General features: G+C 63.6%; 21 protein-coding genes. 16 read left to right on the forward strand and 5 right to left on the reverse strand.

What is annotated here, in order from left to right:
- The first annotated feature begins 85 nt into the window (after positions 1-85).
- The 7 genes from ACYAR8_RS14150 to ACYAR8_RS14180 all read left to right on the forward strand — a co-directional run bounded on the left by ACYAR8_RS14150 (position 86) and on the right by ACYAR8_RS14180 (position 9,489).
- A complete protein-coding gene (locus ACYAR8_RS14150) occupies positions 86-226 on the forward strand; it encodes a hypothetical protein (protein ID WP_463580207.1) in 141 nt (46 codons plus the stop codon).
- 823 nt (positions 227-1,049) lie between these two features.
- Complete coding sequence (gene kdpF, locus ACYAR8_RS14155; RefSeq protein ID WP_037009437.1) at positions 1,050-1,145, forward strand: K(+)-transporting ATPase subunit F; 96 nt, start codon at positions 1,050-1,052, stop codon at positions 1,143-1,145.
- Between the two features lie 5 nt (positions 1,146-1,150).
- Complete coding sequence (gene kdpA, locus ACYAR8_RS14160) at positions 1,151-2,845, forward strand: potassium-transporting ATPase subunit KdpA (RefSeq protein ID WP_463580208.1); 1,695 nt, start codon at positions 1,151-1,153, stop codon at positions 2,843-2,845.
- Positions 2,846-2,855: 10 nt separating this feature from the next.
- Positions 2,856-4,952, forward strand: a complete 2,097-nt coding sequence (gene kdpB / locus ACYAR8_RS14165; RefSeq protein ID WP_463580209.1) for a potassium-transporting ATPase subunit KdpB — start codon at positions 2,856-2,858, stop codon at positions 4,950-4,952.
- 65 nt (positions 4,953-5,017) lie between these two features.
- Entirely contained in the window at positions 5,018-5,584 is a 567-nt protein-coding gene (gene kdpC, locus ACYAR8_RS14170; protein ID WP_463580210.1) for a potassium-transporting ATPase subunit KdpC, read from the forward strand.
- Positions 5,585-6,078: 494 nt separating this feature from the next.
- On the forward strand, positions 6,079-8,736 hold the full coding sequence (locus ACYAR8_RS14175) for a DUF4118 domain-containing protein (protein WP_463580211.1): 2,658 nt from the start codon (positions 6,079-6,081) through the stop codon (positions 8,734-8,736).
- Positions 8,737-8,799: 63 nt separating this feature from the next.
- Positions 8,800-9,489, forward strand: a complete 690-nt coding sequence (locus ACYAR8_RS14180; protein WP_074884893.1) for a response regulator — start codon at positions 8,800-8,802, stop codon at positions 9,487-9,489.
- 458 nt (positions 9,490-9,947) lie between these two features.
- Here ACYAR8_RS14180 and ACYAR8_RS14185 read toward each other — a convergent pair whose 3' ends face one another.
- Positions 9,948-11,009 (reverse strand): patatin-like phospholipase family protein, encoded by a 1,062-nt coding sequence (locus ACYAR8_RS14185; protein ID WP_463580212.1) that lies wholly within the window; start codon positions 11,007-11,009, stop codon positions 9,948-9,950.
- A 172-nt stretch (positions 11,010-11,181) separates the two neighbouring features.
- Between ACYAR8_RS14185 and ACYAR8_RS14190 the strand changes: the two genes are divergently transcribed.
- From ACYAR8_RS14190 to ACYAR8_RS14215, 6 genes are all read left to right on the forward strand, one after another.
- Positions 11,182-11,460, forward strand: a complete 279-nt coding sequence (locus ACYAR8_RS14190) for a hypothetical protein (protein ID WP_037009450.1) — start codon at positions 11,182-11,184, stop codon at positions 11,458-11,460.
- 263 nt (positions 11,461-11,723) lie between these two features.
- A complete protein-coding gene (locus tag ACYAR8_RS14195) occupies positions 11,724-12,641 on the forward strand; it encodes an AAA family ATPase (RefSeq protein ID WP_122538460.1) in 918 nt (305 codons plus the stop codon).
- Positions 12,611-13,594 (forward strand): DUF58 domain-containing protein, encoded by a 984-nt coding sequence (locus tag ACYAR8_RS14200; RefSeq protein ID WP_463580213.1) that lies wholly within the window; start codon positions 12,611-12,613, stop codon positions 13,592-13,594. Before ACYAR8_RS14195 ends, ACYAR8_RS14200 begins: the two co-directional genes overlap by 31 nt.
- Positions 13,595-13,607: 13 nt before the next feature.
- Complete coding sequence (locus ACYAR8_RS14205) at positions 13,608-15,608, forward strand: transglutaminase TgpA family protein (protein WP_463580214.1); 2,001 nt, start codon at positions 13,608-13,610, stop codon at positions 15,606-15,608.
- Between the two features lie 45 nt (positions 15,609-15,653).
- Positions 15,654-16,424 carry a CHAD domain-containing protein gene (locus tag ACYAR8_RS14210; RefSeq protein WP_463580300.1) on the forward strand — a complete coding sequence of 257 codons (771 nt, stop codon included), beginning with the start codon at positions 15,654-15,656 and terminating at the stop codon, positions 16,422-16,424.
- A gap of 137 nt (positions 16,425-16,561) precedes the next feature.
- Positions 16,562-17,356: an acyl-CoA thioesterase gene (locus ACYAR8_RS14215; RefSeq protein WP_463580215.1), complete on the forward strand. Its 795-nt coding sequence runs from the start codon at positions 16,562-16,564 to the stop codon at positions 17,354-17,356.
- 75 nt (positions 17,357-17,431) lie between these two features.
- On the opposite strand, the gene ACYAR8_RS14220 is transcribed toward ACYAR8_RS14215, so the two are convergent.
- Positions 17,432-17,653 (reverse strand): hypothetical protein, encoded by a 222-nt coding sequence (locus ACYAR8_RS14220; protein ID WP_074884874.1) that lies wholly within the window; start codon positions 17,651-17,653, stop codon positions 17,432-17,434.
- A gap of 258 nt (positions 17,654-17,911) precedes the next feature.
- Positions 17,912-18,736, reverse strand: coding sequence for a TatD family hydrolase (locus ACYAR8_RS14225; RefSeq protein ID WP_463580216.1), 825 nt, complete (start codon positions 18,734-18,736; stop codon positions 17,912-17,914).
- A gap of 197 nt (positions 18,737-18,933) precedes the next feature.
- Here ACYAR8_RS14225 and ACYAR8_RS14230 point away from each other — a divergent pair, with 197 nt between their 5' ends.
- From ACYAR8_RS14230 to ACYAR8_RS14240, 3 genes are all read left to right on the forward strand, one after another.
- Positions 18,934-20,337, forward strand: a complete 1,404-nt coding sequence (locus tag ACYAR8_RS14230) for an MltF family protein (RefSeq protein WP_463580217.1) — start codon at positions 18,934-18,936, stop codon at positions 20,335-20,337.
- Positions 20,338-20,438: 101 nt separating this feature from the next.
- On the forward strand, positions 20,439-20,876 hold the full coding sequence (locus ACYAR8_RS14235) for a DoxX family protein (RefSeq protein WP_108119793.1): 438 nt from the start codon (positions 20,439-20,441) through the stop codon (positions 20,874-20,876).
- Between the two features lie 255 nt (positions 20,877-21,131).
- Positions 21,132-21,449 carry a class I SAM-dependent methyltransferase gene (locus ACYAR8_RS14240; RefSeq protein WP_463580218.1) on the forward strand — a complete coding sequence of 106 codons (318 nt, stop codon included), beginning with the start codon at positions 21,132-21,134 and terminating at the stop codon, positions 21,447-21,449.
- On the opposite strand, the gene ACYAR8_RS14245 is transcribed toward ACYAR8_RS14240, so the two are convergent.
- Entirely contained in the window at positions 21,450-22,388 is a 939-nt protein-coding gene (locus tag ACYAR8_RS14245; protein ID WP_463580219.1) for a PI-PLC domain-containing protein, read from the reverse strand. It abuts the gene before it with no gap.
- Between the two features lie 236 nt (positions 22,389-22,624).
- Entirely contained in the window at positions 22,625-23,527 is a 903-nt protein-coding gene (locus ACYAR8_RS14250) for a LysR family transcriptional regulator (protein ID WP_463580220.1), read from the reverse strand.
- Positions 23,528-23,571 lie beyond the last annotated feature (44 nt).

Genomic DNA, 23,571 nt, shown 5'->3' on the forward strand with positions numbered 1-23,571 from the left:
CGGATAGGAGTCGACGCTGCCATGCTACTTCGCTGGCGAGCGGGGCGGAAGGGTGAGGGGGGCAGGTGTCGGTGGGTTGTCTTGAATGTATCAAGTCAGGTACATCTGCGGTGTGGCTGAGTACGCCGAGATCAAGATCAAGATCAAGAGCGTCTGCCTGGGGGCAGACCGTTTCGCCTTCGGCGAGTTACTTGGAAAAGTCGAAAGTCGCACCATCCCCAAGTAACCAAGGGTGCTTGCTCCTGGTTTGGCCCTTCCTTCGTCAGGGTTCCTTCACTCCGGTCCCGCTCCGTGGGCCCGCGCCGAACGGACATCCATGTCCTGACGGCGCTTTCGCCGCATCCATGCGGCTCGGCCCACTCCGCAAGACCTGCGCTCAGCCTGCACCCAAGTCGCGATTGGTGTCGTCTGGACGTCTTGCGTATGAAGATCAAGATCAAGATCTAAAGCGAATCAACAGCTTCCCGGCTGAAGCCGGTCCTACAGTCGAGGTCACCGCCAATCCCACTGTACGCATGCGATGTCTTTGTAGGACTGGCTTTAGCCGGGAAGCTTTTGATCTGCTTTGGCTTTTGGCTTTTGGCTTTTGGCTTTTGGCTTTTGGCTTTTGGCTTTTGATCTCCATACACAGAAAGTCCAAACACCGCAAAACGCGACTTGGGTGCAGGCCGAACGTAGACGACGCGCAGTGGGTCGAGCCGCATGGATGCGGCGAGAGCGCCGTCAGGACATGGATGTCCGTTCGGCGCGGGCCCACGGAGCGTCGTCGGAGTGAGGGAACCCGACGAAGTCGGGCCAAACCAGGAGCAAAGCGTTTTTGGTTACTTTTGGGGCGCTTTTGCCAAAAGTGACCCGCCGTAAGGGCGGAACCCTAATAACTGCACACACAGATAATGGATATAAACGCCGCGTAAAGCCTCCAGAGCCCCGAAAACAACCACTCTTTACGCTTTCTTTATGCCCCCCACCCCCCGTCGCTCTCGTTCCTTTACACCCCCACTGAACACAATTGCCCCACACGGCAGTCGCCGTATGACGGAGAGTTTTTCATGAGCGTTCTGGATGGGGTGTCACTGCTGCTCGCAGCAGGGTTATTCGTTTACTTGCTGGTTGCGCTCCTGCGCGCCGGCCGGGTCGAGGAGTAACGGCCATGCACGGTTACGACTACCTGCTGATACTGGCGTTTTTCGCCTTGGTGCTGTTGCCCGCGCCGCTGCTGGGACGGTTCTACTACAACGTCATGGAAGGCAAGCGCACCTTTCTGACCCCGGTCATGGGCCCGGTCGAGCGCATCTGCTATCGCCTGTCCGGCGTCGACCCCTCGATCGAACAAAACTGGAAAACCTACACAATTGCCCTGCTGGCCTTCAACCTGGCCGGTTTCGTCGTGCTGTTCGCCATCCTGCTCATGCAAGGCTCGCTGCCCCTCAACCCACAGGGCCTGCCGGGCATGGAGTGGTCGCTGGCGTTCAACACCACCATGAGCTTCGTCACCAACACCAACTGGCAGAGCTACAGCGGCGAAGCGTCCCTGAGCTACCTCAGCCAGATGGCCGGCCTGACCGTGCAAAACTTCGTCAGCGCCGCCACCGGCATCGCCGTGCTGGTCGCGTTCTGCCGCGGTATCAGCCGTCGCTCGACACAGCACCTGGGCAACTTCTGGGCGGACATGACCCGCGCGACCCTCTACGGCCTGCTGCCGCTGTGTCTGGTACTGGCACTGATGCTGGTGTGGCAGGGCGTGCCGCAAACCTTCGCCCATTACGTGGACGCCGTGACCCTGCAAGGTACCGACCAGGCCCTTCCGCTCGGCCCGGCCGCCAGCCAGATTGCGATCAAGCAACTGGGCACCAACGGTGGTGGCTTCTTCGGCGTCAACTCGGCGCATCCGTTCGAGAACCCGACTATCTGGAGCAATCTGTTCGAGCTGGTATCGATCATCCTGATTCCGGTGGCGCTGGTGTTCACCTTCGGCCATTACGTGAAGGACATGCGCCAGAGCCGCGCGATCATCGCCTGCATGCTGGCGCTGTTTCTGATTGGCGGCGCGACGGCGATGTGGGCCGAGTACCAGCCCAATCCTGCGCTGAATATTGCCTCGGTTGAGCAGACCGCGCCGATGGAAGGCAAGGAAACCCGCTTCGGCACCACGGCCACCGTACTCTGGGCGGCGACCACCACGGCAGCGTCCAACGGTTCGGTCAACGGCATGCATGACAGCCTCAACCCGCTCACCGGGATGATCGCCCTGGCCAACATGATGGTTGGCGAAGTGATCTTCGGCGGCGTCGGCGCAGGCCTCTACGGCATGTTGCTGAACGTGTTGATCGCGGTGTTTCTCGCCGGGCTGATGATCGGCCGCACCCCGGAATACCTCGGCAAGAAGCTGCAGGCTCGTGAGGTGAAGTTGCTCGTGGCGACGTTGATCGTGATGCCGGTCGGGGTGCTGGTGTTCGGTGCGCTGGCGGCGTCGTTACCCGGCCCGGCGGGGGCGGTGAGCAACCCCGGCGCCCACGGTTTCAGTCAGTTGCTCTATGCCTACACCTCGGCGACCGCCAACAACGGTTCGGCATTCGGCGGTTTCAGCGGCAACACTACCTTCCACAACCTGATGTTGGGCCTGTCGATGTTCATCGGCCGCTTCGGCTACATCCTGCCGGTGCTGGCGCTGGCCGGCAGTCTGGCGGCGAAGAAGAGCTCGCCGCTGGGCCAGAACAGCTTCCCGACCCACGGCCCGCTGTTCGTCACCCTGCTGACCGTGACCATCTTGCTCGTGGGTGGCCTGACGTTCCTGCCGACCCTGGCACTGGGACCGATCGCCGAACACTTGAGCCTGGGCTTCTGAGGACCACACCATGAACATACAAGCCCCCGTAACAAAGAGCCCGGACAGTAAAAGCCAGGCCAGCAAGGCCGCAAGCCGCGACGCGCAGCCCGTATCGGCCAAAACCGGCCTGGCCGCCCTCTGGCGCCCGGCGCTGGTGCAGGCGTTCGTCAAGCTCGACCCGCGCCAGCTGCACCGTGCACCGGTAATGCTGGTGGTCGAACTGACCGCGATTCTGACCACCGTGCTGTGCCTGATCCCTGATCCGGCAGTCCCGACGTCGGTCGCGGTGCAGATCGCGATCTGGCTGTGGTTCACCGTGTTGTTCGCCAACTTCGCCGAAGCGTTGGCCGAAGGCCGCGGCAAGGCCCGCGCCGACAGCCTGAAAGCGGGCAGCGAAGGCCTGAAGGCGCGGAAGCAGAACGCCAACGGCAGCTACGAAATGGTCAATGCTGCGACCCTGCGCAAGGGTGATGTGGTGCGCGTCGAAGCCGGTGAGATGATCCCCGGCGACGGCGAGGTGATCGAAGGCATCGCGGCGGTCAACGAAGCGGCGATTACCGGTGAGTCTGCGCCGGTGATTCGCGAGTCCGGCGGCGACCGCTCGGCCGTGACCGGCAATACCCGACTGGTCTCCGACTGGCTGCTGGTGCGCATCAGCGCGAACCCTGGCGAGTCGACCCTGGACCGCATGATTGCGCTGGTTGAAGGTGCCAAACGCCAGAAGACCCCCAACGAAGTGGCCCTCGACATTCTGCTGATCGGCCTGACCCTGATCTTCCTGCTGGTGGTCGTGACCCTGCAGCCGTTCGCGCATTTCGCTGGTGGTAACCTGCCGTTGGTGTTCCTCGTGGCGCTGCTGGTCACCCTGATTCCGACCACCATTGGCGGCCTGCTTTCGGCCATCGGTATTGCCGGCATGGACCGCCTGGTGCGCCTCAACGTGATCGCCAAATCCGGCCGTGCCGTAGAGGCGGCGGGTGACGTGCATGTGTTGCTGCTGGACAAGACCGGCACCATCACCTTCGGTAACCGTCGTTGCGCGGCGGTTTATGCGGCGCCGGGCGTGACAGCCAAAGAGCTGAGCGAAGGCACGTTGCTGGCCTCGCTTGCGGATGACACGGCTGAAGGCAAGTCCATCGTCGAATACCTGCGCGGGCAGCACCCGATGACCGAACCTGCGCCGAGCCAGTTGACGCCGGTGCCGTTCACGGCGGAAACCCGTTTGTCCGGCGTCGACTTCGAGGGCCGTGTGTACCGCAAGGGCGCCGTGGACTCGCTGCTGAAATTCCTCGGCCGTGACCGCAGCGACCTGCCGCCGGTGCTGGCGCGGGAGATCGACAAGATCGCCAAGACCGGCGGCACGCCGTTGCTGGTCTGCGGCGACGGCAAACTGCTGGGCGCGATTCACCTCAAGGACGTCGTCAAACCAGGCATTCGCGAGCGGTTTGAAGAACTGCGCAAGCTGGGCATTCGCACGGTCATGGTCACCGGCGACAACCCGCTGACGGCGGCAGCGATCGCGGCAGAAGCGGGCGTCGATGACGTGCTGGCCGAAGCCACCCCCGAGAAGAAACTGGAGCGCATCCGTCAGGAACAAAACGACGGGCGTCTGGTGGCGATGTGTGGCGACGGCGCCAACGACGCCCCGGCGCTGGCCCAGGCCGACGTCGGCATGGCGATGAACGATGGCACCCAGGCGGCACGGGAAGCGGCCAACATGGTCGATCTCGACAGCGACCCGACCAAGCTGCTGGACGTGGTGCAGATCGGCAAGGAATTGCTGGTGACCCGCGGCGCCCTGACGACCTTTTCCATCGCCAACGACGTGGCCAAGTACTTCGCCATCCTGCCGGCGCTGTTTGCGGCGATTTATCCGCAACTGGGCGTGCTCAACATCATGCACCTGGCCAGCCCGCAGAGCGCGATCCTGTCGGCCATCGTCTTCAACGCGCTGATCATTGTCGTGCTGATCCCCCTGGCACTGCGCGGTGTCCGGGTACAGGCCGCGAGCGCTGGGCATTTGCTGCGCCGCAACCTGTTGGTTTATGGCCTCGGCGGGCTGGTCGTGCCGTTCGTGGGCATCAAGGCGATCGACCTGCTGCTGACGGCTCTGCACCTGGTTTAACCCGTTGATTGCGCCGCGTGGTGACTGATCCCGCGCGGCGCTCACTTCGAAATGAGGATTGAATGATGTCCAGCGTATTGCGTCCGGCCGTGAGCCTGATCGTTTTGATGACCCTGATCACCGGCGTGGCTTACCCGCTGGTGGTGACCGGCGTCGCCCAGGTGGCGTTCCCGGATCAGGCCAATGGCAGCCTGGTCTACGACGACCACGAGAAGGTGATCGGTTCGGAGCTGATCGCCCAGAATTTCACCGGCGAAGAATGGTTTCATCCGCGGCCGTCTGCCGGGGCTTTTGCCACCGTCGCCAGCGGCGCGAGCAACCTGGCACCGAGCAATCCGGCGCTGGCGACGCGAGTGGCCGAGGATGCCGCCAAGGAAAAAGTCGACAGCCAGGGCCCCGTGCCGCTAAACCTGCTGACCACCTCCGGCAGCGGCCTCGATCCGCACCTGTCGCCGGCTGCGGCGGAATATCAGGTGTCCCGCATCGCAGCGGCGCGTAACCTGCCGCGCGAATCGGTACAGAAACTGGTGGCGGACAACACCCAGACCTCGCTGATCGGCCCGCCGGTGGTGAACGTGCTGGACTTGAATCTGGGTCTGAATCGGTTACCGTCTGGCAAAGCCGTGAACTGAGTCCGCTGGACAGACTTCTGTGGCGCACACCGGAGTTGTGGGAGCGCGCTTGCCCGCGAAGACGTTGGCACGGACGATAGAGGGATGTCGGATGTACCGCCCCCTTCGCGGGCAAGCGCGCTCCTACACTTGGATCTCGGCCGGGGCAGACATCTGCGGCACACCGCGGACCTGTAGGAGCGGGGGGGGGGGGGGGGGGGGCGGCGCGGGGGCCGCCCGGGCGGGGGACGGCGGGGCCGCGCGGCGCGGGGGGCGGGGGCCGCCCGCGGGGGGGGCGGCGGGGGCCCCCGCCGCGCCCCCCCCCCGCCGCGGCCGGCGCGCGCCCCCCCGCGAAGACATAGGCACGGACGATAGAGAAACGTCGGATGTACCGGCCCATTCGCGGGCAAGCGCGCTCCTACAATTGGCCTCGGCCAGGATAGAGATCTGTGATGCCCATCTGAGTGGGCGACAACCAACGATCACCCGTCATCCAATGGATCAGGACAACCTTCGTGAACTCAACCACCCGCGCCGACGCTTTGCTGGTCAACCTTGCCCGGGACGATCGCGGCCGGCTGAAGGTGTTTCTCGGCGCAGCGCCCGGCGTGGGCAAAACCTACGCCATGCTCCAGGCCGCGCACACGCAGATGCGCCAGGGCGTTTCGCTGCTGGCCGGGGTCGTCGAAACCCACGGCCGGGCCGAGACCGAGGCGCTGCTGGGCGGATTGCCCCAGCAACCCATGCTTCGCTCCGAATACCGCGGCGTCATGCTCGAAGAGATGGACCTGGACGGTCTGCTCGCGGCGAAACCCAAACTGGTGCTGGTCGATGAGCTCGCCCACAGCAACGCGCCGGGCAGCCGCCACGCCAAGCGCTGGCAGGACATCCAGGAACTGCTCTCGGCGGGGATTGACGTTTACACCACGGTCAACGTTCAACACCTTGAAAGCCTCAACGATCAGGTGCGCGGCATCACCGGCGTGCAAGTGCGCGAAACCCTGCCGGACTGGGTGTTGCAGGAAGCCTACGAACTGGTGCTGATCGACCTGCCGCCCCGGGAGCTGCTGGAGCGTCTGCGCGACGGCAAGGTCTACGTGCCCGAGCAGGCGCGCGCGGCCATTGATGCGTTCTTCACCCAGACCAACCTCACCGCGCTGCGGGAAATGGCGATGCAGACCGCCGCCGCCCAAGTGGACAACGATCTGGCGCTGGGCTATCGGCAGTTGGGTCAGTCGGCGCCCGCAGTGCGCGGTCGTCTGCTGGTCGGCATCGACGGTGATGCCCAGGCCGAGCGTCTGGTGCGCCACGCCAGCCGGGTCGCGCAGCGTCGGCATCTGCCGTGGAGCCTGGTGCACGTCGACAACGGGCGCTTTTTCGATGAACTGGCGCGCGGCCGTTTGCAGAACGCCCAGCAGCTCGCCGAACGCCTCGGTGGGGAAGTGGTGGTGCTGCGCGCGCCGGAAGTGGCGAAGACGTTGATTCAGCACGCGACCGAACGCCGCGCGAGTCTGGTGCTGGTCGGCCAGTCGCGTCCTTCGATGCGCCGTCGGGTGTTGGGCGGCGGCCTGGCGTCGCGTCTGCTGCGCAATGCCCACGGCCTGGAAATCAACGTCCTCGACAGCGAGTCGCGCCCCGATCAGCCGCAATCCACTACGCCACGCAATCTGGTCTGGTTCGACTACGCATTGGCGCTGTTCGCCACGGTCGGCGCCAGTGCTCTGGCCTGGGCGGTATCCAGCTGGCTGGCGCTGCCGAATATCTCCCTCGTCTTTCTCGCCGCCGTGCTGCTGGTGGCCGTGCGCAGCAGCGTCGGTCCGGCGATGGTCTGTTCGGTGCTGTCGTTTCTGGCCTATGACTTTCTGTTCATTCCCCCGAATTTTTCCCTGAGCATCCAGCGCGAAGAAGACGTGCTGACGTTGCTGTTCTTTCTGTTGATGGCGGCGCTGACCGGCAATCTTGCCGCTCGCCAGCGTCGCCAGTTGCAGGCGCTGCGCGACACTCAAGAGGAGACCAGCGAACTCCTTGACCTGTCCCGTCGCCTGACCGCCGCCACCGATCGGCAGGCGGTGCTGAGCGCCGCCGATCATCACCTGGCCGGCTGGAGCGAGTTGCAACTGTGCGTGCTGGACAACGATCGCGAACAGGGCTGGAAGGTCGAGGTGGGCGGGCCGATGGAATTCTCCGAATTCGAGCGCGCGGCGGCGGACTGGGCCTGGCAGCACGGGCAACCGGCGGGCAAGGGCACCGGCACGCTGCCGTCGGGGAGTTGGTGGTGGCTGCCGTTGTGGGTCGACGACGCGCCGCTGGCGTTGCTGGGGATTCGTGCGAAACAGGGCCAGACCTTCACGCCTCAGCGTCGACGTTTGCTCACGGCGCTGAGTCAGCCACTGGGTCAGGCGCTGGCGCGGGCGCGGCTGGCCGAGGACCTGGAAGCCGCGCGTTTGCATGGCGAGACCGAACAACTGCGCAGCGCCTTGCTGGCCTCGGTGTCCCACGACCTGCGCACGCCGCTGACTGCCATGCGCGGCAGCATCGACAGCCTGCTGGCGCTGGGCGAGGCGATTCCGCTGGAAGACCGTCGCGAGTTGCTCGAAGGCACACGCGACGAGGCCGAGCGTCTGGACCGCTACATTCAGAACCTGCTGGACATGACGCGCCTCGGCCACGGCGCGCTGAAGCTGGCGCGGGACTGGGTCTCGCCGGGTGACATCGTCGGCAGCGCGCTCAATCGCCTTCGCGCCGTGCTCGCGCCGCTGCAAGTCATGACTCAACTGCCGGCGGAGCTGCCGCTGCTGTATGTCCACGCCGCGCTGATCGAGCAGGCGTTGATCAACGTGATTGAAAACGCCGCGCGCTTCTCGCCGGTCAATGGTCGTCTGCAGATGGCGGTCAGTGCGCAGAACGAGGAGATCGTCTTCGCCGTCAGCGATGAGGGGCCGGGGATACCCGAGGGTGAACGGGCTAAGATTTTCGACATGTTCTACACCGCCGCGCGGGGTGACCGAGGCGGGCAGGGCACTGGGCTGGGTCTGGCGATCTGTCAGGGCATGGTCGGCGCCCATGGCGGGCGGATCAGCGTGGGTGATGGCATCGACGGTCGCGGCACCTGCATCAGTCTGCATCTGCCGCTCCAGGCGCAACCCGAGGCGGAAATGGACCAGGCGGTCTGAAACCGTTTTGCGCTACGCTGACGTGCGTTTGCAACTGCCCTTTTTTCCAATGACAGGACACCCATGAGCCAGACGGCGACCATTCTGGTGATCGATGACGAGCCGCAGATCCGCAAGTTCCTGCGCATCAGCCTCGCGTCACAAGGCTACAAAGTGCTGGAAGCAGGAACTGGCAGCGATGGCTTGACTCAGGCCGCGCTCAACAAACCCGACCTGTTGGTGCTCGACCTGGGCCTGCCGGACATGGACGGGCAGGACGTGCTCAGTCAGTTTCGCGAGTGGTCGACAGTGCCGGTACTGGTGCTGTCGGTGCGTGCCAGCGAGGGCGAGAAGGTTCGCGCCCTGGACGCCGGTGCGAATGATTACGTGACCAAGCCGTTTGGCATCCAGGAGTTTCTGGCGCGGATTCGTTCACTGCTGCGCCAGGCGCCGGAGAGCGGTCAGGTAGAGTCGGCGGTGGTCATTGGCCCGCTGAACATCGATCTGGCCTACCGCCGGGTGTCCCTGGGCGATACCGAAGTCGGCCTGACCCGCAAGGAATACGCGGTGCTGGCGCAACTGGCGCGGCATCCCGGGCGGGTCATCACCCAGCAGCAATTGCTCAAGGACATCTGGGGCCCGACCCACGTCGAAGACACCCATTACCTGCGCATCGTGGTGGGCCACCTGCGCCAGAAACTCGGCGACGACCCCGCCGCGCCGCAGTACATCGTGACGGAAGCGGGGGTCGGGTATCGGTTGGTGAATGCGTGAAGGATCAGACTACGCGGGACAGCCTCCGTGGGACCGGCTTTAGCCGGGAAGGCGTCGGTGGTCACACCGCATGATTGATGGCGTTCATGCGTGCCTCTTCCCGGCTGAAGCCGGTCCCACTAATTGATCGCATGCATCCAGTGGGTCTGGCTGAAACGCCAACTTGTGGGACCGGCTTTAGCCGGGAAGGCGTCGGTGGTCACACCGCATGATTGATGGCGTTCATGCGGACCTCTTCCAGGCTGAAGCCGCTCCCACTAATCGATCGCATGCATCCAGTGGGTCTGGCTGAAACGCCAACTTGTGGGACCGGCTTTAGCCGGGAAGGCGTCGGTGGTCACACCGCATGATTGATGGCGTTCATGCGGGCCTCTTCCCGGCTGAAGCCGGTCCCACTAATTGATCGCATGCATCCAGTGGGTCTGGCTGAAACGCCGGACGACCGTGTTGGCATGCCCTTAATGCTCCTGCTCATACCGATCCAGCGTTTCCCTGGCGATCTGCCGCCCGAGCGCGATCAGCTCCGGGGCTTTGTAGAATTCGAAGAACCGGCATACGCGTTTGGGCACGTTGATCAGGATGTCGGGCGGGTAGCCGGCGATCTTGTATTGCGCCAGTGAGGTCTGCATCACCTCGAAGCTCTGGTTGATCAGGTCCAGCAGCGACGCCGGGCCGACGTTGTCGATGATCCTTGAGCCGCTGGCCGATCTCGGGGCGCCGGGCTGGGTGGGCGCGGCGGCCGGTTGCTGGCCCTGGGGATCGGCGGATTCGATGTCAGCCATCAACCACGGATTGCCCGTCAGCACGGCGGCGCTGGGCTTGAGACTTTCCTGCGCCAGGCGCAACCCGTCTTCGCCGGTCAGGTCCAGCTTGCGGCGGAACGGCAGGTGCGAGCCGATGGAATTCATCAGCCCGTCGAACCGCTTCTTCACCGCCGGCGGGCGCTCGATCACGGGCAACGTGTAATGCTTCTGGGTGGTGGAATTGAGATTGACCGCGACAATCAAATCGCAATGGCTGGACACCACCGGCACAATCGGCAACGGGTTCAGCAACCCGCCATCGACCAGGGTGCGATTGCCCTGAACCACCGGGGTGAACAAGCTGGGGATCGCCGCCGAAGCGCGCATCGCCGAATGCAGATTGCCTTCCTGAAACCAGATTTCCTGCTGATTGGTGAGGTCCGTGGCCACCGCGGTGTAGGGTATCGGCAGGTCCTCGATGTTGATCTCGCCGACGATGTCACGAATCTTGCCGAACACCTTCTCGCCGCGAATCGCCCCCAGCCGGAAACTCACGTCCACCAGCCGCAACACGTCCAGGTAATCCAGGCTTTCGATCCACGCCTTGTACTCGGGCAGCTTGCCCGCCGCGTAGATCCCGCCGATCACCGCGCCCATGGAACAGCCGGCGATGCAGGCGATGTCGTAGCCGCGATGTTCGAGCTCTTCGATGACGCCGATATGCGCGTAACCCCTGGCGCCCCCGGAGCCCAGGACCAGCGCGATGCGTTTATTCATGTGCGGTTTACCGTAGTCAGCATTCGGGCGGCGCGCGAGGCGGCCGATTCATCACACACCAGCGTAACGCCAACAGCGGGAAACAGGTATCGTGCATCGCCCCGGCGTGGCACTTTTGCATCGCCGCACCGTCAAATCCGCATCGTCGATTTCCTTAGTTGAGGTAACACCCATGAAAGCCTGGATCTGCCTGCCCCTGTTGGCGTTGGTTCTCACCGGCTGCGCCGGCAAAACGGCCTACCGCGACAGCTGCGCCACCAATCTTGACGGAGCCTGGCACGAGCTCGATCTGGCCAAGGCCGAAGGTTTCGCCGGCACGGTCAGCTACTCCAAGGCCCTGTCGCTGCTGACCGGCGCCAAGACCCAGCAGCAGTTCGAAGCGTTCGAGGGTTGCTCCGAGAAAGCCGAGAAAGCCCGTTTCTATATCCGTGAGTCCCGCGCGGGTCGCTGAGATCGTTCCAAGGTCCGCAGCCATTAAGTGGTCTCCCTGTAGGAGTGAGCTTGCTCGCGAAGCATGCTGTCAGTCGCCATCGAGCTGGCTGAGATAACGCGAATCGCGAGCAAGCTCACTCCTACAGTCCTGTTTCGCTACACCCTGATGAATCCCTCCCTCCCGCTCTAGCGAAAAGGCCTACGCTGACCTTACAGTGGCTGCACGTCTGGCATCCTCTGCAGTCCTATTAGCCATAAGCAGTCGCCTGGGGAGGCCTTCCAATGGGCAGAAAACTGGATGCGTGTCTCAACGCGATCAACGAAGTCGTGCTGGGCAAGGAACCGCAGGTTCGCCTGGCGCTGACCTGCCTGCTGGGCGGCGGTCACCTGTTGATCGAAGATTTGCCCGGCATGGGCAAAACCACCCTCAGCCACACCCTGGCGCGGGTGCTGGGCCTGAGCTTTCAGCGTATTCAATTCACCTCCGATCTGCTGCCGGGCGACATCCTTGGCACGTCCGTTTTTGATCGCGACACCGGGCAATTCACTTTCCATCCCGGGCCGATCTTCGCCGAACTGGTGCTGGCCGACGAAATCAACCGCGCCACGCCCAAGAGCCAGAGCGCGCTGCTCGAAGCCATGGAGGAGGGGCAGGTCACCATCGAGGGCGCCACCCGTCTGCTGCCCGATCCGTTTTTCGTCATCGCCACCCAGAACCCGTTCAGCCAGGGCGGCACCTTCGCTCTGCCGGAATCGCAATTGGACCGCTTTCTCATGCGGCTGTCCCTGGGCTACCCGGCGCGCTCGGCGGAGAAAGCCCTGCTGCTGGGGGAATCCCGTCGTGATCTGCTGCCGCGCATCGAGCCGTTGCTGGATCACGCCGAACTCGCTTTGCTCCAGCAGCAGGCTCGACAGGTGCGGGCCAGTGACGCCCTCGTCGATTACGTGCTGAGGCTGGTCGATGCCACGCGGAGCCAGCCGCAATTTGCCTATGGCCTGTCGCCCCGCGCGAGCCTGGCGATCCTCTCGGCGGCGCGGGCCTGGGCGTTACTGGCCGGACGCGACTACGTGATTCCCGAAGACGTGCAGGCGATTCTGCCCGCCGTCATCAGCCACCGCCTGCGCGAACGTACCGACCCGACCGGGCATGGCGGCGGCGCGCTGGTCCAGTGGCTACTGCGCGAGGTGCCGGTGCTGTGATCGAACGCTTCAAACCGGTCTGGCAGCGCTGGGTGGGACGCCGCATTCCCCCAGCGTCGCGGGTCGAACTGGATCACCGCCGAATCTTCATCCTGCCGACCCGAGTCGGCGGCACGTACGCGCTCATTCTGTTTTTGCTGCTGTTGGTGTCGATCAACTACCAGAACAGCCTCGCTTACGGCCTGACATTCCTGATGCTCTCGGTGGGTGTCCTCGCCATTCTGCACACCTACCGCAACATCAGCGGGCTGGTGCTGAGCGGCGGCCACGCGCGTTCGGTGTTCGTTGGCGAACCGGTGCAACTGCGCCTGCGGCTGGAAAGCACCGGCCATGGCCATCAGGCGATTGCCTTGGGTTGGGACAGCGAACAACTGGAGCAGACCGACGTTGAAGCCGAGCGTCTGGTTGAAGTCGGCCTGACCCTGCCGGCGCTTAAACGCGGCTGGATGCGGGCGCCGCGTTTGCGCGTGGAGAGCGTGTTCCCTCTGGGTATTTTTCGCGCCTGGAGCTGGCTGGATCTGGAACAGACCGTGCTGATCTACCCGCAACCGCTGGCCGGCACGATGCCGCTGCTGCAAGGCGTGCAACCCCATGCCGAGGACGACGGCCACGCGACGACGGGGCCGGGCGTCGATGATTATCAGGGCCTGCGCCTGTGGCAGCCGGGCGATTCGATGCGGCGCATGCACTGGAAAGCCTGGTCGCGAGGGCAGGGGTTGATGGTCAAAGAGTTCAGCGACCTCAGCGGCCATGATCTGTGTCTGGACTTCATGGCCCTGGGCGGGGATATCGAAGAGCGGCTGTCGCGCTTGTGCTACTGGGTGCTGGAATTGTCCCAGCGGCAGCAACCCTTCGCGTTGCGCCTGCCCGGTTTCATCTCGGCCGTGGACAGCGGAGATGCCCACCGCGAAGCCTGTTTGCGCGAGTTGGCGCTGTATGGAGTACGGGCATGAAAGGCGCGGCGCGATGACCTCCTCAAGCCTGGCCAAACCGATCCCCCGGGTCAGCCTCAACTGGCTGCTGATCGCCCAGGCGCTGGTGATCGTCCCTTTCGCCTTGCACGTGCCGGTGGCGTTGATCGTGCTGTGGCTGGTGTGTTCGTTCTGGCGGATTCAGATCTTTCGCATGCGGGTGCGAATGCCCGGTACCTGGATCAAATCGGGTCTGCTGGTCGGCACCGCCGGGGGCATTTATCTGGCGCGGGGCAGTTTGATTGGCCTGGATGCGGGGGCTGCGCTGCTGATCGCCGCGTTCATCCTGAAGATGCTGGAAATGCAGAACCGACGCGATGCGCTGGTGCTGATCTTCCTCGGCTTCTTCTGCATCGCGGTCGGCTATCTGTTCGAAGACTCGCTGCTCTGGGGGCTGTTCACTCTGCTGCCGATCACCACGCTGCTGGCCGCGCTGATCGGCCTGCAGCAGTCCGGCATCTCCAGCAAGCCGGCGGCCACGCTCAAACTTTCGGCCAAACTGCTGTTGCAGGCCGTGCCGCTGATGATCCTGTTGTTTCTGTTCTTTCCACGCCTCGATCCGCTGTGGTCGTTGCCGCAACCGAGCAACAAGGCGCTGACCGGTCTGTCGGACAGTATGGCGCCGGGGGACATCGCCGAGCTGAGCAAGTCCGCGGAGCTGGTGTTTCGCGCAAGTTTTGACGGCCCGCTGCCGCCGCGCAATCAGCTGTACTGGCGCGCGCTGACCCTGGAGCAGTTCGACGGCAGACGCTGGTCGCAGTCGTCGCGGGCGCAAGTGCTGGACGCGCCGTTGTGGCGCCGGGAAGGCGAGCGGGTAGGCTACAGCGTGGTCCTGGAACCCACCGGCAAGCCGTGGCTCATCACCCTCGACGTGGGCCAGACCGATCTGGCCGGCGTGCGCCAGATGAGCGACTTCCGCTGGCAGCGGCGGCGACCGGTCGAGCAATCGATGCTCTACAGCGTTCAGTCCTGGCCTGACGCCGTGCGCGAGACCGTGCTCAGCGACGGCGCCCGGTTGCAGGCGCTGCAACTGCCGGCCAAAGGCAATCCCCAGGTGCGCGAATGGGCGGCGGACCTGCATCGGCGCCATCCCGGGACCGACGACGTGGTGGACGCGCTGCTGTCGTACTTCACCTCGCAGCCGTTCCGCTACACCCTCAAGCCCCCGACGCTGGGCGCCAACAGCATCGATGACTTTCTGTTCGGCAGCCGTGCCGGGTTCTGTGCCCATTACGCCGGGGCCATGACCTTTGCGCTGCGGGCGGCGGGCGTGCCGGCGCGGGTGGTTGCCGGTTATCAGGGTGGCGAGCTCAACCCGGACGGCAACTACCTGACGGTGCGCCAGTTCGATGCCCACGCCTGGGTCGAATACTGGCAACCGAATGTGGGTTGGCGCAGCGTCGATCCCACCGCCGCGGTGGCGCCCGCGCGGGTCGAGCAGGGACTTGAACAGGCGCTGGCGGCGGACGAGGAATTTCTCGGCGATTCGCCGATGTCAGCCCTGCGCTATCGGCACCTGGCCTGGGTCAATTCGATCCGCATGGGCTGGGACAACCTCAATTACGGCTGGCAACGCTGGGTGCTGGGCTATCAGGGTCAGCAGCAACTGCAGGTCCTGGGCCGCTGGTTTTCCGGCTTTCAGGCGCCGGTGTTTGCCGGTGGCGCGGCAGTTATTCTGGGGCTGCTGGCGCTGTGGCTGTTCAAGCCGTGGCGCCGTGAAAGCGATTCGCAGCTGCGCCTGTTCAACCATTTCGAACGTCTGCTCGCCCGGCAAGGTCTTAAACGTCAACCGGGTGAAGGCGCTCAGGCCTTCGCGCAACGTGCTGCCGAGCAACTGCCGGCGCACGCCGGGGCGATCAGGGATTTTGTCGGCGAGTTCGAAGCCCAGCGCTATGCCGGGGCAGACGGCTCCGTCGGTGCACTTCGCCAGCGCCTGAAGTCCCTGCGCCGCAGCCTGCCGTGGCGCTTGTCCGCCGTGAGGGGCAAGCGGCCGTAAATCATCAGACATTCATCTTCAACCAAGGAGTGCTTCATGTCAGCGATGGTCGATCACCTGGTCGCCGAGATTATCGGCCTCAACATCAAACTGCTTGCCTGCCACGCGCGGCTGGAAGTCTCCACCGACAGCGAGGCGCTGCACGATCTGCGCACCAATGTCCGCCGCCTGCGCAGTGTCTTGCGGCCATTGCGCGGTCTGCCGGGGCTGGATCAGGTGGAAGGGGCGGCGAAGGAGGTCGGTGCGCTGACCACGCCGTTGCGCGACATGCAGGTGCTGGCGGCGTTTCTCGATGAACAGGGTCTGCCCCAGGCGGCAGCCAAGCGCGATCAATACCTCAAGACCGCGTGCCCGAAAGTGGCCAGCTCTGCGGAGCTCAATCGGCTGTTCGGCGTGCTGGATCAATTGCCGGCCCTGTTGCGCACCCAGGAGCGTCACGGCCTGCTCGACAAGCTGAAGCAGCGCATTGAAAAGCGTCTGGACAAGCAGTGGAAGCAATTGCGAGAAGCCATGGGCGACCCTGCCCACGACCGGCATCGCCTGCGCCTGTTGATCAAGCGCGTGCGTTACGCAGGCGAAGCCTACCCGGAACTCAGTCATCAGCCGAAGAACATGCAACGCCGGTTGAAAGCGGCCCAAGGCGCCCTTGGCGATTGGCACGATCACCTGCAATGGCTGGAACAGGCGCGGCATCAAGCGGATCTGGCGCCTTGTGTGGCCGGGTGGGAATTGGGCATCCATCGCGCGGAGCAGAAGTCGGACCAGGTCCTGGAGCGCTTGTACAAGGCCTGCTTCGGCAAACATTCTCCGCGCTAAGGCGGTTCAGTCCTCAGGGGCGTCGAGCTCCGTCGCTTTTAAACAGCTTGGTCCGCAGGATTGGCGCTTATAAACCCTGTCCTGCGGCAGCTGCCTCGCTACCATTCGCACATCCTGCCTGCCACTCTGGAATGCCCATGAAATTCTCCGAGCTGCTCGACGCCGTCCGCACCCGCCCTCAATCCATCAGCATCCCTGCATCGTGGGCCCAGGGGCGTGCCTGCTTCGGCGGGCTGATGGCCGCGCTGATGTATGAAGCGATGCGCGCGAAGGTGTCGACTGAGCGGCCGGTTCGCTCGCTGGCGATCTGTTTTGTGGCGCCGCCGACCATCGACACGCCGATTTCGTTTGAAGTGGAGATCCTGCGCGAGGGCAAGGCCGTCAGCCAGGTCTTGGGGCGGGCAATACAGAACGGTGAGGTCGTGACGCTGATTCAGGGCAGCTTCGGCGCGCCCCGTGAGTCGATGATTTCCGTGCAGGCCGAGCCTGCGCCAGTCTTCAAGCCGGTGGACGAGATTCAGCCGTTCCCGTTTGTCTCGGGTGTCATGCCGGAATATCTGCGCTTCATCGATCTGCGCTGGGCGTTGGGCGGACTGCCGTTTTCCAACACGCCATCCGGTGCGATTGGCGGCTATGCGCGCTTGCGTGACGTGGAAGAAGAACCCTTGACCGAAGCGCATCTGCTGGCACTGGTCGACACTTGGCCGCCTGCGGTGCTGCCGCATCTGAACAAGCCGGCACCGGGGAGCTCATTGACCTGGACGATTGAATTTGTGCACCCGTTGCCCGCGCTGACGACCCATGACTGGACCCAGTACCGAGCGGTGATCGAGCATGCCCGCGATGGCTACGGTCATACCGCGGCGGCGTTGTGGACGCCGAAAGGGGAGCTGGTAGCGATCAGTCGCCAGACAGTGACGGTCTTTGGCTGATTAGATGCGCATGCTGCGAGTTCACTGACACGTGCTCACGTGATGCCGTTATGAACCTGCCAAAAGCCTGAGGCCTTATTGGCCTCGGGCTTTGATGGCCTGGGCAGCGACCAGACCCAGCACGCCGATGGCGGCGGAGGTCAGGCTGCCGTTGAATGCGCCGTCCAGAAGCAACAGGCCGGAGACGATGGCCAGCGGGAACGCCAGGGACGACATCACGACATTTGACGGCAGGCCTTGCTTGCGCGATGGGTGGAAGAATTCGCCGATGTGAAGATCCGTGATGAACTTGGGCATGACGCTTACCTCGGTGAAACGTTAACAAGAAGTGTTTTCGATTGAGGTGAGAATAGGCCCGGAGATTCACTTCGGCGAATCGAGGATTGCTATCAGCCTGATAGAAGACAGATGGCCCAACGGTCTTGTAGGAGCGCGCTTGCCCACGAATGCGGTGGGACAGTCACGAATATGTCAGCTGACCCACCGCGTTCGCGGGCAAGCGCGCTCCTACAGTTGGTATCCGTGCGGCCGGGAAATCTATGCCAGGCGGCGGTTTTACGACTGTTGAGCGAACGCCGCAACCAACGGCAATGAAAAGAACGCGCGCGCACAATCGGTGGTGTGGGCCGCGACATCCGCCGGGCTCTCCCCTCGATGCAGCGCCACTTCTCGCAGGACCTCGGGCAAGTAGGCCGGTTCGTTGCGGCCGTTCTTCGGTTTGGGCCGCAAGGTGCGGGGCAGCAGATACGGCGCGTCGCTTTCCAGCATCAAACGGCCACGCGGGATCTCGCGGACCAAAGGGTGCAGGTGTGTGCCCCGGCGTTCGTCGCAGATCCAGCCGGTGATGCCGATGTGCAGGTCCAGGTCCAGATAGTTGAACAGCGCGCGTTTTTCCCCGGTGAAGCAATGCACCACTGCCGCCGGGAGCTGGTCGCGGTAGTCCCGCAGAATGGCGAGCAGTCGCTCGTCGGCATCGCGCTCATGGAGAAACACCGGCAGTTGCAGCTCCACGGCCAGGGCCAGATGCGCTTCCAGGACCTTTTCCTGCTGCGGGCGAGGGGAGAAGTCGCGATTGAAATCCAGCCCGCATTCACCCACGGCGCAGACCGTCTTTTCACGCAGCAGTGCCCTCAGCTGGCTTTCCGTTTCGCCCGTCCAGGCGCTTGCCGAATGCGGATGAATGCCGGCGGTGCTGAACAACCGCTCGGCGCTGTCATCAAGCTGGCGGGACAAAGCAAGGGCCTGTTCGCTGCCCTCGACGTCGGTGCCCGTGAGGATCAACTGGCCGACGCCGGCGGCGTATGCGCGCTCCACCACCTCGCCTTCGCGGGCGGCGAAGCTGGGGTTGGTCAAGTTGACGCCAATGTCTATTAGTTGCATGGTGCTACCTCAGGCCAGAGGCCGAGAAGAATAACAGAGCGATTGAAGCGATAAAAAACAAGCAGGCTCAACTGCTTGGAATACCCGAACCCTGTGATCCCGCTTTGTTGACGCACGCCGCGCTGTCCGCTGCGAGCCGGTCATGTGCGCGACGCAGACTTCAAGCCCGTCTTTTTCGGCCTTTCGTCGGAGCGTCAATGATCCGCGCGTCCCTGTTTTCCCTGATGTGTGTCATGGCCGTGCCCGGCCACGCGTCCCCGCGCCCCGCAGGGCCGCCCGTGGTGATAAAGAAGAATCAGGTCCGCGACCTGCCGGCGATTCGCAGCGGCAAAGTCCTGCGGGTGCTGGTCAATCAGAGCCGCAACAGCTCCGCCGAAGTACAGGGCGAGCCGGTGGGCGTCGAGTGCCGTCGCCTGGAGGCGTTCGAAACCTACCTCAACAGCCACGCCCGGGACGGCCAGAAAATCTCCCTCAAACTCATTCCCAAAGCCAAGGATCAACTCCTGGCCGCGCTGCAGCGGGGCGAGGGCGACATGGTTGCGCCGGGCGAACTGCTCGACGCCAGCGCCGCGCATTACGTTGACGCGTCTGAACCGGTAGTCGCCCAGGTGCCGCTGGTGGTGGTGGGCGTCAAGGGTGAGCGCGGGCTCCGGCATCCCGAACAGCTCTCCGGCCGCACACTGATGCTGACCAGCGGCAGCGCCGCCGATGAAGCCATCCTCGAGCTCAACCAGAAGCTGGCGCTGCGCAAGCTGCCCCCGGTGAAGATCGAATGGGTTGATCCGAGCCTGGCGGTGGAGGACGTCCTGGAAATGGTTCAGGCCGGGGTGTATCACCTGACCGTGGTCGAGCAACCCATCGCCGAACGCTGGGCAAGGGTGATGCCGAAACTGCGCATCGATCGCGCTGCTGCCTTGAGCGATCCGGGTGACATGAACTGGTTCGTGCGCAAGGACGCCGTGGTATTGCGCGGCGCCGTTGACCGTTTCCTGCAAACCTACGAACCACCGCGCAACCAGGATGCCGTCTTCCAGGCCGCCTACAAGGACCGCTACCAGATCCACAATCCGCTCGCCCGCGAAGACCGTCAACGCCTGGAGAAACTTCGCCCCACATTGCAACTGCATGCCGACAAACAGAAGATGGACTGGCTCGACCTCGCCGCCGTGGCCTTCAAGGAGTCGGCGCTCAACCCGGTCGCCAAGGGCGGCAGTGGCGCCACAGGCTTGCTGCAGATCACGCCGTCGGCTGCCCAGCGCGTCGGCGTCGACAACATTCACGACCTCGACGGTAACGTGCAGGCGGCAAGCAAGTACATGGCGCTGCTGCGGCGCAAGTTTTTCGCCAGCCCGAAAATCAACGAGCGCGAGCGCATGGCCTTCACCCTGGCGGCCTATAACCTTGGCCCGGAGCGCGTGCAGGCCATGCGCGCGGAAGCGAAGCGCCAGGGGCTCAACCCGAACCAGTGGTTTTTCCAGGTGGAGCGCGTCGCCATGGACCAGGGCGGCAAGAACGTCGTGAGCTACGTCAACAGCGTCAACAAGTACTACCTGGCGTTCGATCAGGCACGCAGTTCACTGGAGCGTCCTGCGACTCGCTGATAGATCTATTGATTCGATATGTATGGCGCGTTTTTTGCGATTTTCATATTCATAGAAACGATTAAGATGGCGCCATTCTCAACTGAAACGGAATGCCCGCCATGAATGCTCAACTCAAATCGATCTTCAACACCCACGCCGGTTTCGGCATCACCGGCCTGCGGATCCTCATTGGCATCATCCTCATGGCCCACGGCAGCCAGAAGCTGTTCGGCATGTTCGGCGGCTACGGCCTGGAAGGCACCGGCCAGTACATGGCCAGCCTGGGCCTGAACCCTGGTTACCTGATGGCGCTGATGTCGGGCAGCGCGGAATTCTTCGGCGGCCTAGCGCTGTTCCTTGGTCTGCTGGCACGACCTGCAGCCCTGGTGGTGATCGTGATGCTGGTGGTAGCGATTCTCTCGGTGCACATCCACAACGGCTTGTTCATGGCCAACAACGGTTATGAGTTCGGTCTGGCATTGATCGCCGGTGCGGTGGCGGTGCTGTTCGAAGGCGCCGGTCGCCTGTCCCTGGACCGATTGATCGCACGCCGCTGATTTATCCGGTCAAAAAATCCCGGCCTCTCAGGACGCCGGGATTTTTTTGCGTTCGGTTCAAGCAACAAACGACAGGATCCGCCGATTGACAATGCCCACGCCGCTTCTCTAGGATGCCGTTCATGCGCCGATTTAAACAGCTACTTGCGGGGCGCCTGATGACGGTCATTCGTCATCGAAATTCCGCTAAAGCGCTGGTTCGGTGTTGCCTCTCACCGCTGCCCAGCGGATCAATGAGGCAGAGAAAACGACACTATGAGCCGTCATTCCCACCCGCGTCCCCTCGTCCGTCTGGCCCCCATAGCCAGCCAGTTCAATCGTCGTAATCCGCAAATCCTTCTGGGCGGTGCCCACCAGCCGACGCTCCTGCGTTATCTCGACGGCTGGCCGCGTCGCCAGGGCGGCCCGCACGCCTTTCTCATTCAGTTCATCGAAACCAACGACGCCCTTGAGCGCTTCGGCAACGACCAGTTTGATCTGGCGGTGATTCAGGCGCCCACGGCCGAGCGCGCAGAGGCGGTGATTCACCAACTGATCCGCGTTGCCCGACAGGGTCTGATTACGCGTTGCTGATCACCCGTTGCGGGCGGTTCGCCGCCTGGGTTGCAGCGGCAGATCGGGACTGCGCAGGTGGAAACCCGCACGCACAGCGTTCGCGTGACGGCAATGAGCGATCAGTGAACTGCGCAGGGTCCAGTCGGTGTTGATGATGTAGAAATTCTGGATGAAGCTGTTTTCATCCGTCGACGCAAACCACTGATCGATCTTCAGGCTCAAGTCACTGGGCGCGTGCAGCGGCAGTGAGTATTTCGCGCACTGGATGGCGGTCAGGCTGAACTCCGGTTTGTTTTCCACCGCAACTTCATTGACGAACGCCTTCAGGGTGTTGGTGTTGAACAGGGTCTCCCCCGGCCAGCGCTGCTTGACCCCGGGCCACAACAGCTCGTCAACCGAAGCACGGTTGTAGGAGAGCACGAGATTCTTGCCCGGATGATCCCGCCAGATCCCTTCCAGGGTCAGCTTGTGCAAAGACCGAGGCACGGCTCTTGGGCCGAGGCTTTTCGTCAGCAGGCTCTGAAATTCCCGGTGCGTGACCTCGGTGAAATCCTTGAACTGGTGAAAGTCCAGGATGACCAGTTCCCGGGCGGGGGAGCCATTTTGCTCAAGCTCCTGATAGAACGCGTCGACGCACGCGAGAATGTCCCCGGCGACCGTGCGCCCCGACGAGGTCAGGTGGAACAGCTGGAATCGCCGCGGGTCACCCTTTTCGTACTTTGAATAAAACGCCACGCGCAAATCCAGCGCGCGCACCCCTTGGCGGAGTTGTTCCAGGGGCGCGACGTCCTGGGCTTTCTCTTGCGGAATACCGGCGTTGGGGGAGAGCTTGTCGCTGCCGGCATTGTGGGCGCCGGGGAGGATCAGTTGGTCGATGCGCAACCGAGCGAGTTCGGGGATCTGCGCCATCCAGTCGAGATGGGGCGGGCGGGATGCAGCGGATGAGTTGAGGGGCATAGTGTCATTCCTTGACGTGTCATGAAGCTCCGGGAGCGGAGCGGCCTGAGCGATGAGTCGCTCGAAAGTCCTTTTCTGGAGTCTGGCCCTGGCCTCGACGGCGTCAACCGCACCAAAGGCTCATGACTGTGTCGCGATGTAAGCGCGGGGTCCGAACCGAGGCTTTAAACGACGCCAGGGCTGCGCGCCCCGTTGACGGTGTTTGCTCGGATAGACGGCGGGCTGGACGTGACGGCTCATTTGCCCCAGGCGCGCAACGCGTGTTCAACGAACTGCCGCACCTTGGGCAGGCGGTAGCGGTCCTGGGGATACATTAGCCACAGCGTGCGGCTGGGCGGTTGGTAATCCTGCAGGAGCGGCACGAGCTTCCCGCTGGCGATGTCCTCGCTGATCAGCACGTCAGGCAGCATCGACACGCCCATTCCGGCAAGGACGGCCTGGCGCAGCGCCGGCGTGCTGTTGACGATCATCGAGCCCGACACCGGCACTTCCATCAACCCGTCGGGCCCGGTCAGGCGCCACAGTTTTTCGGCCGCACGCCAGTCGTCACCGGCCGGATAGGCGAACGCGAGGCAGTCGTGGTCACGCAGATCATCGGCGGTCTTCGGCGTGCCCCGGCGTTTCAGGTATGAGGGCGCCGCGCAGATCGTCAGGGTGTAGTCCTGCAGCGGCCGGGCGATCAAGGCCGATGACTCCGGGGTGCCGAGGCGAATGGCGGCGTCGAAACCGTGCTCGATCAGGTCCATCGTCTGGTTGCTGAGTACCACCTCCACTTTGATCTCCGGGTAACGCTGGACGAAATCGCTGAGCAGCGGCGCCAGGCGTTCGGCGCCGAAGGCCGGCGGCGCGGTGACACGCAGCATGCCGCTGGGCTCGGTCTGGGCCTGTTCGGCCATGCGTTCGGAGTCGTTGACCAGCCCGAGTACTTCGACGCAACGCCGGTAGTATTCCAGGCCGAACTCGGTCAGATTCTGCCGACGCGTGGTGCGCTGCAACAGGCTGACGCCGAGGCGTTGCTCCAGGGCTTTCAGGTGATTGCCGACCATGGTTGTCGACATTTCGCACTGGCGCGCGGCTGCGGTCATGCTGCCGCCTTCCACCACTTTGACGAACACCGTCATTGCCAGAAACACGTCCATTATCAAGCCCTGCTTTAAAGTGATCGAAGGATAGCGGTCTTTAT

The organism is Pseudomonas sp. HP_01 (assembly GCF_055284355.1).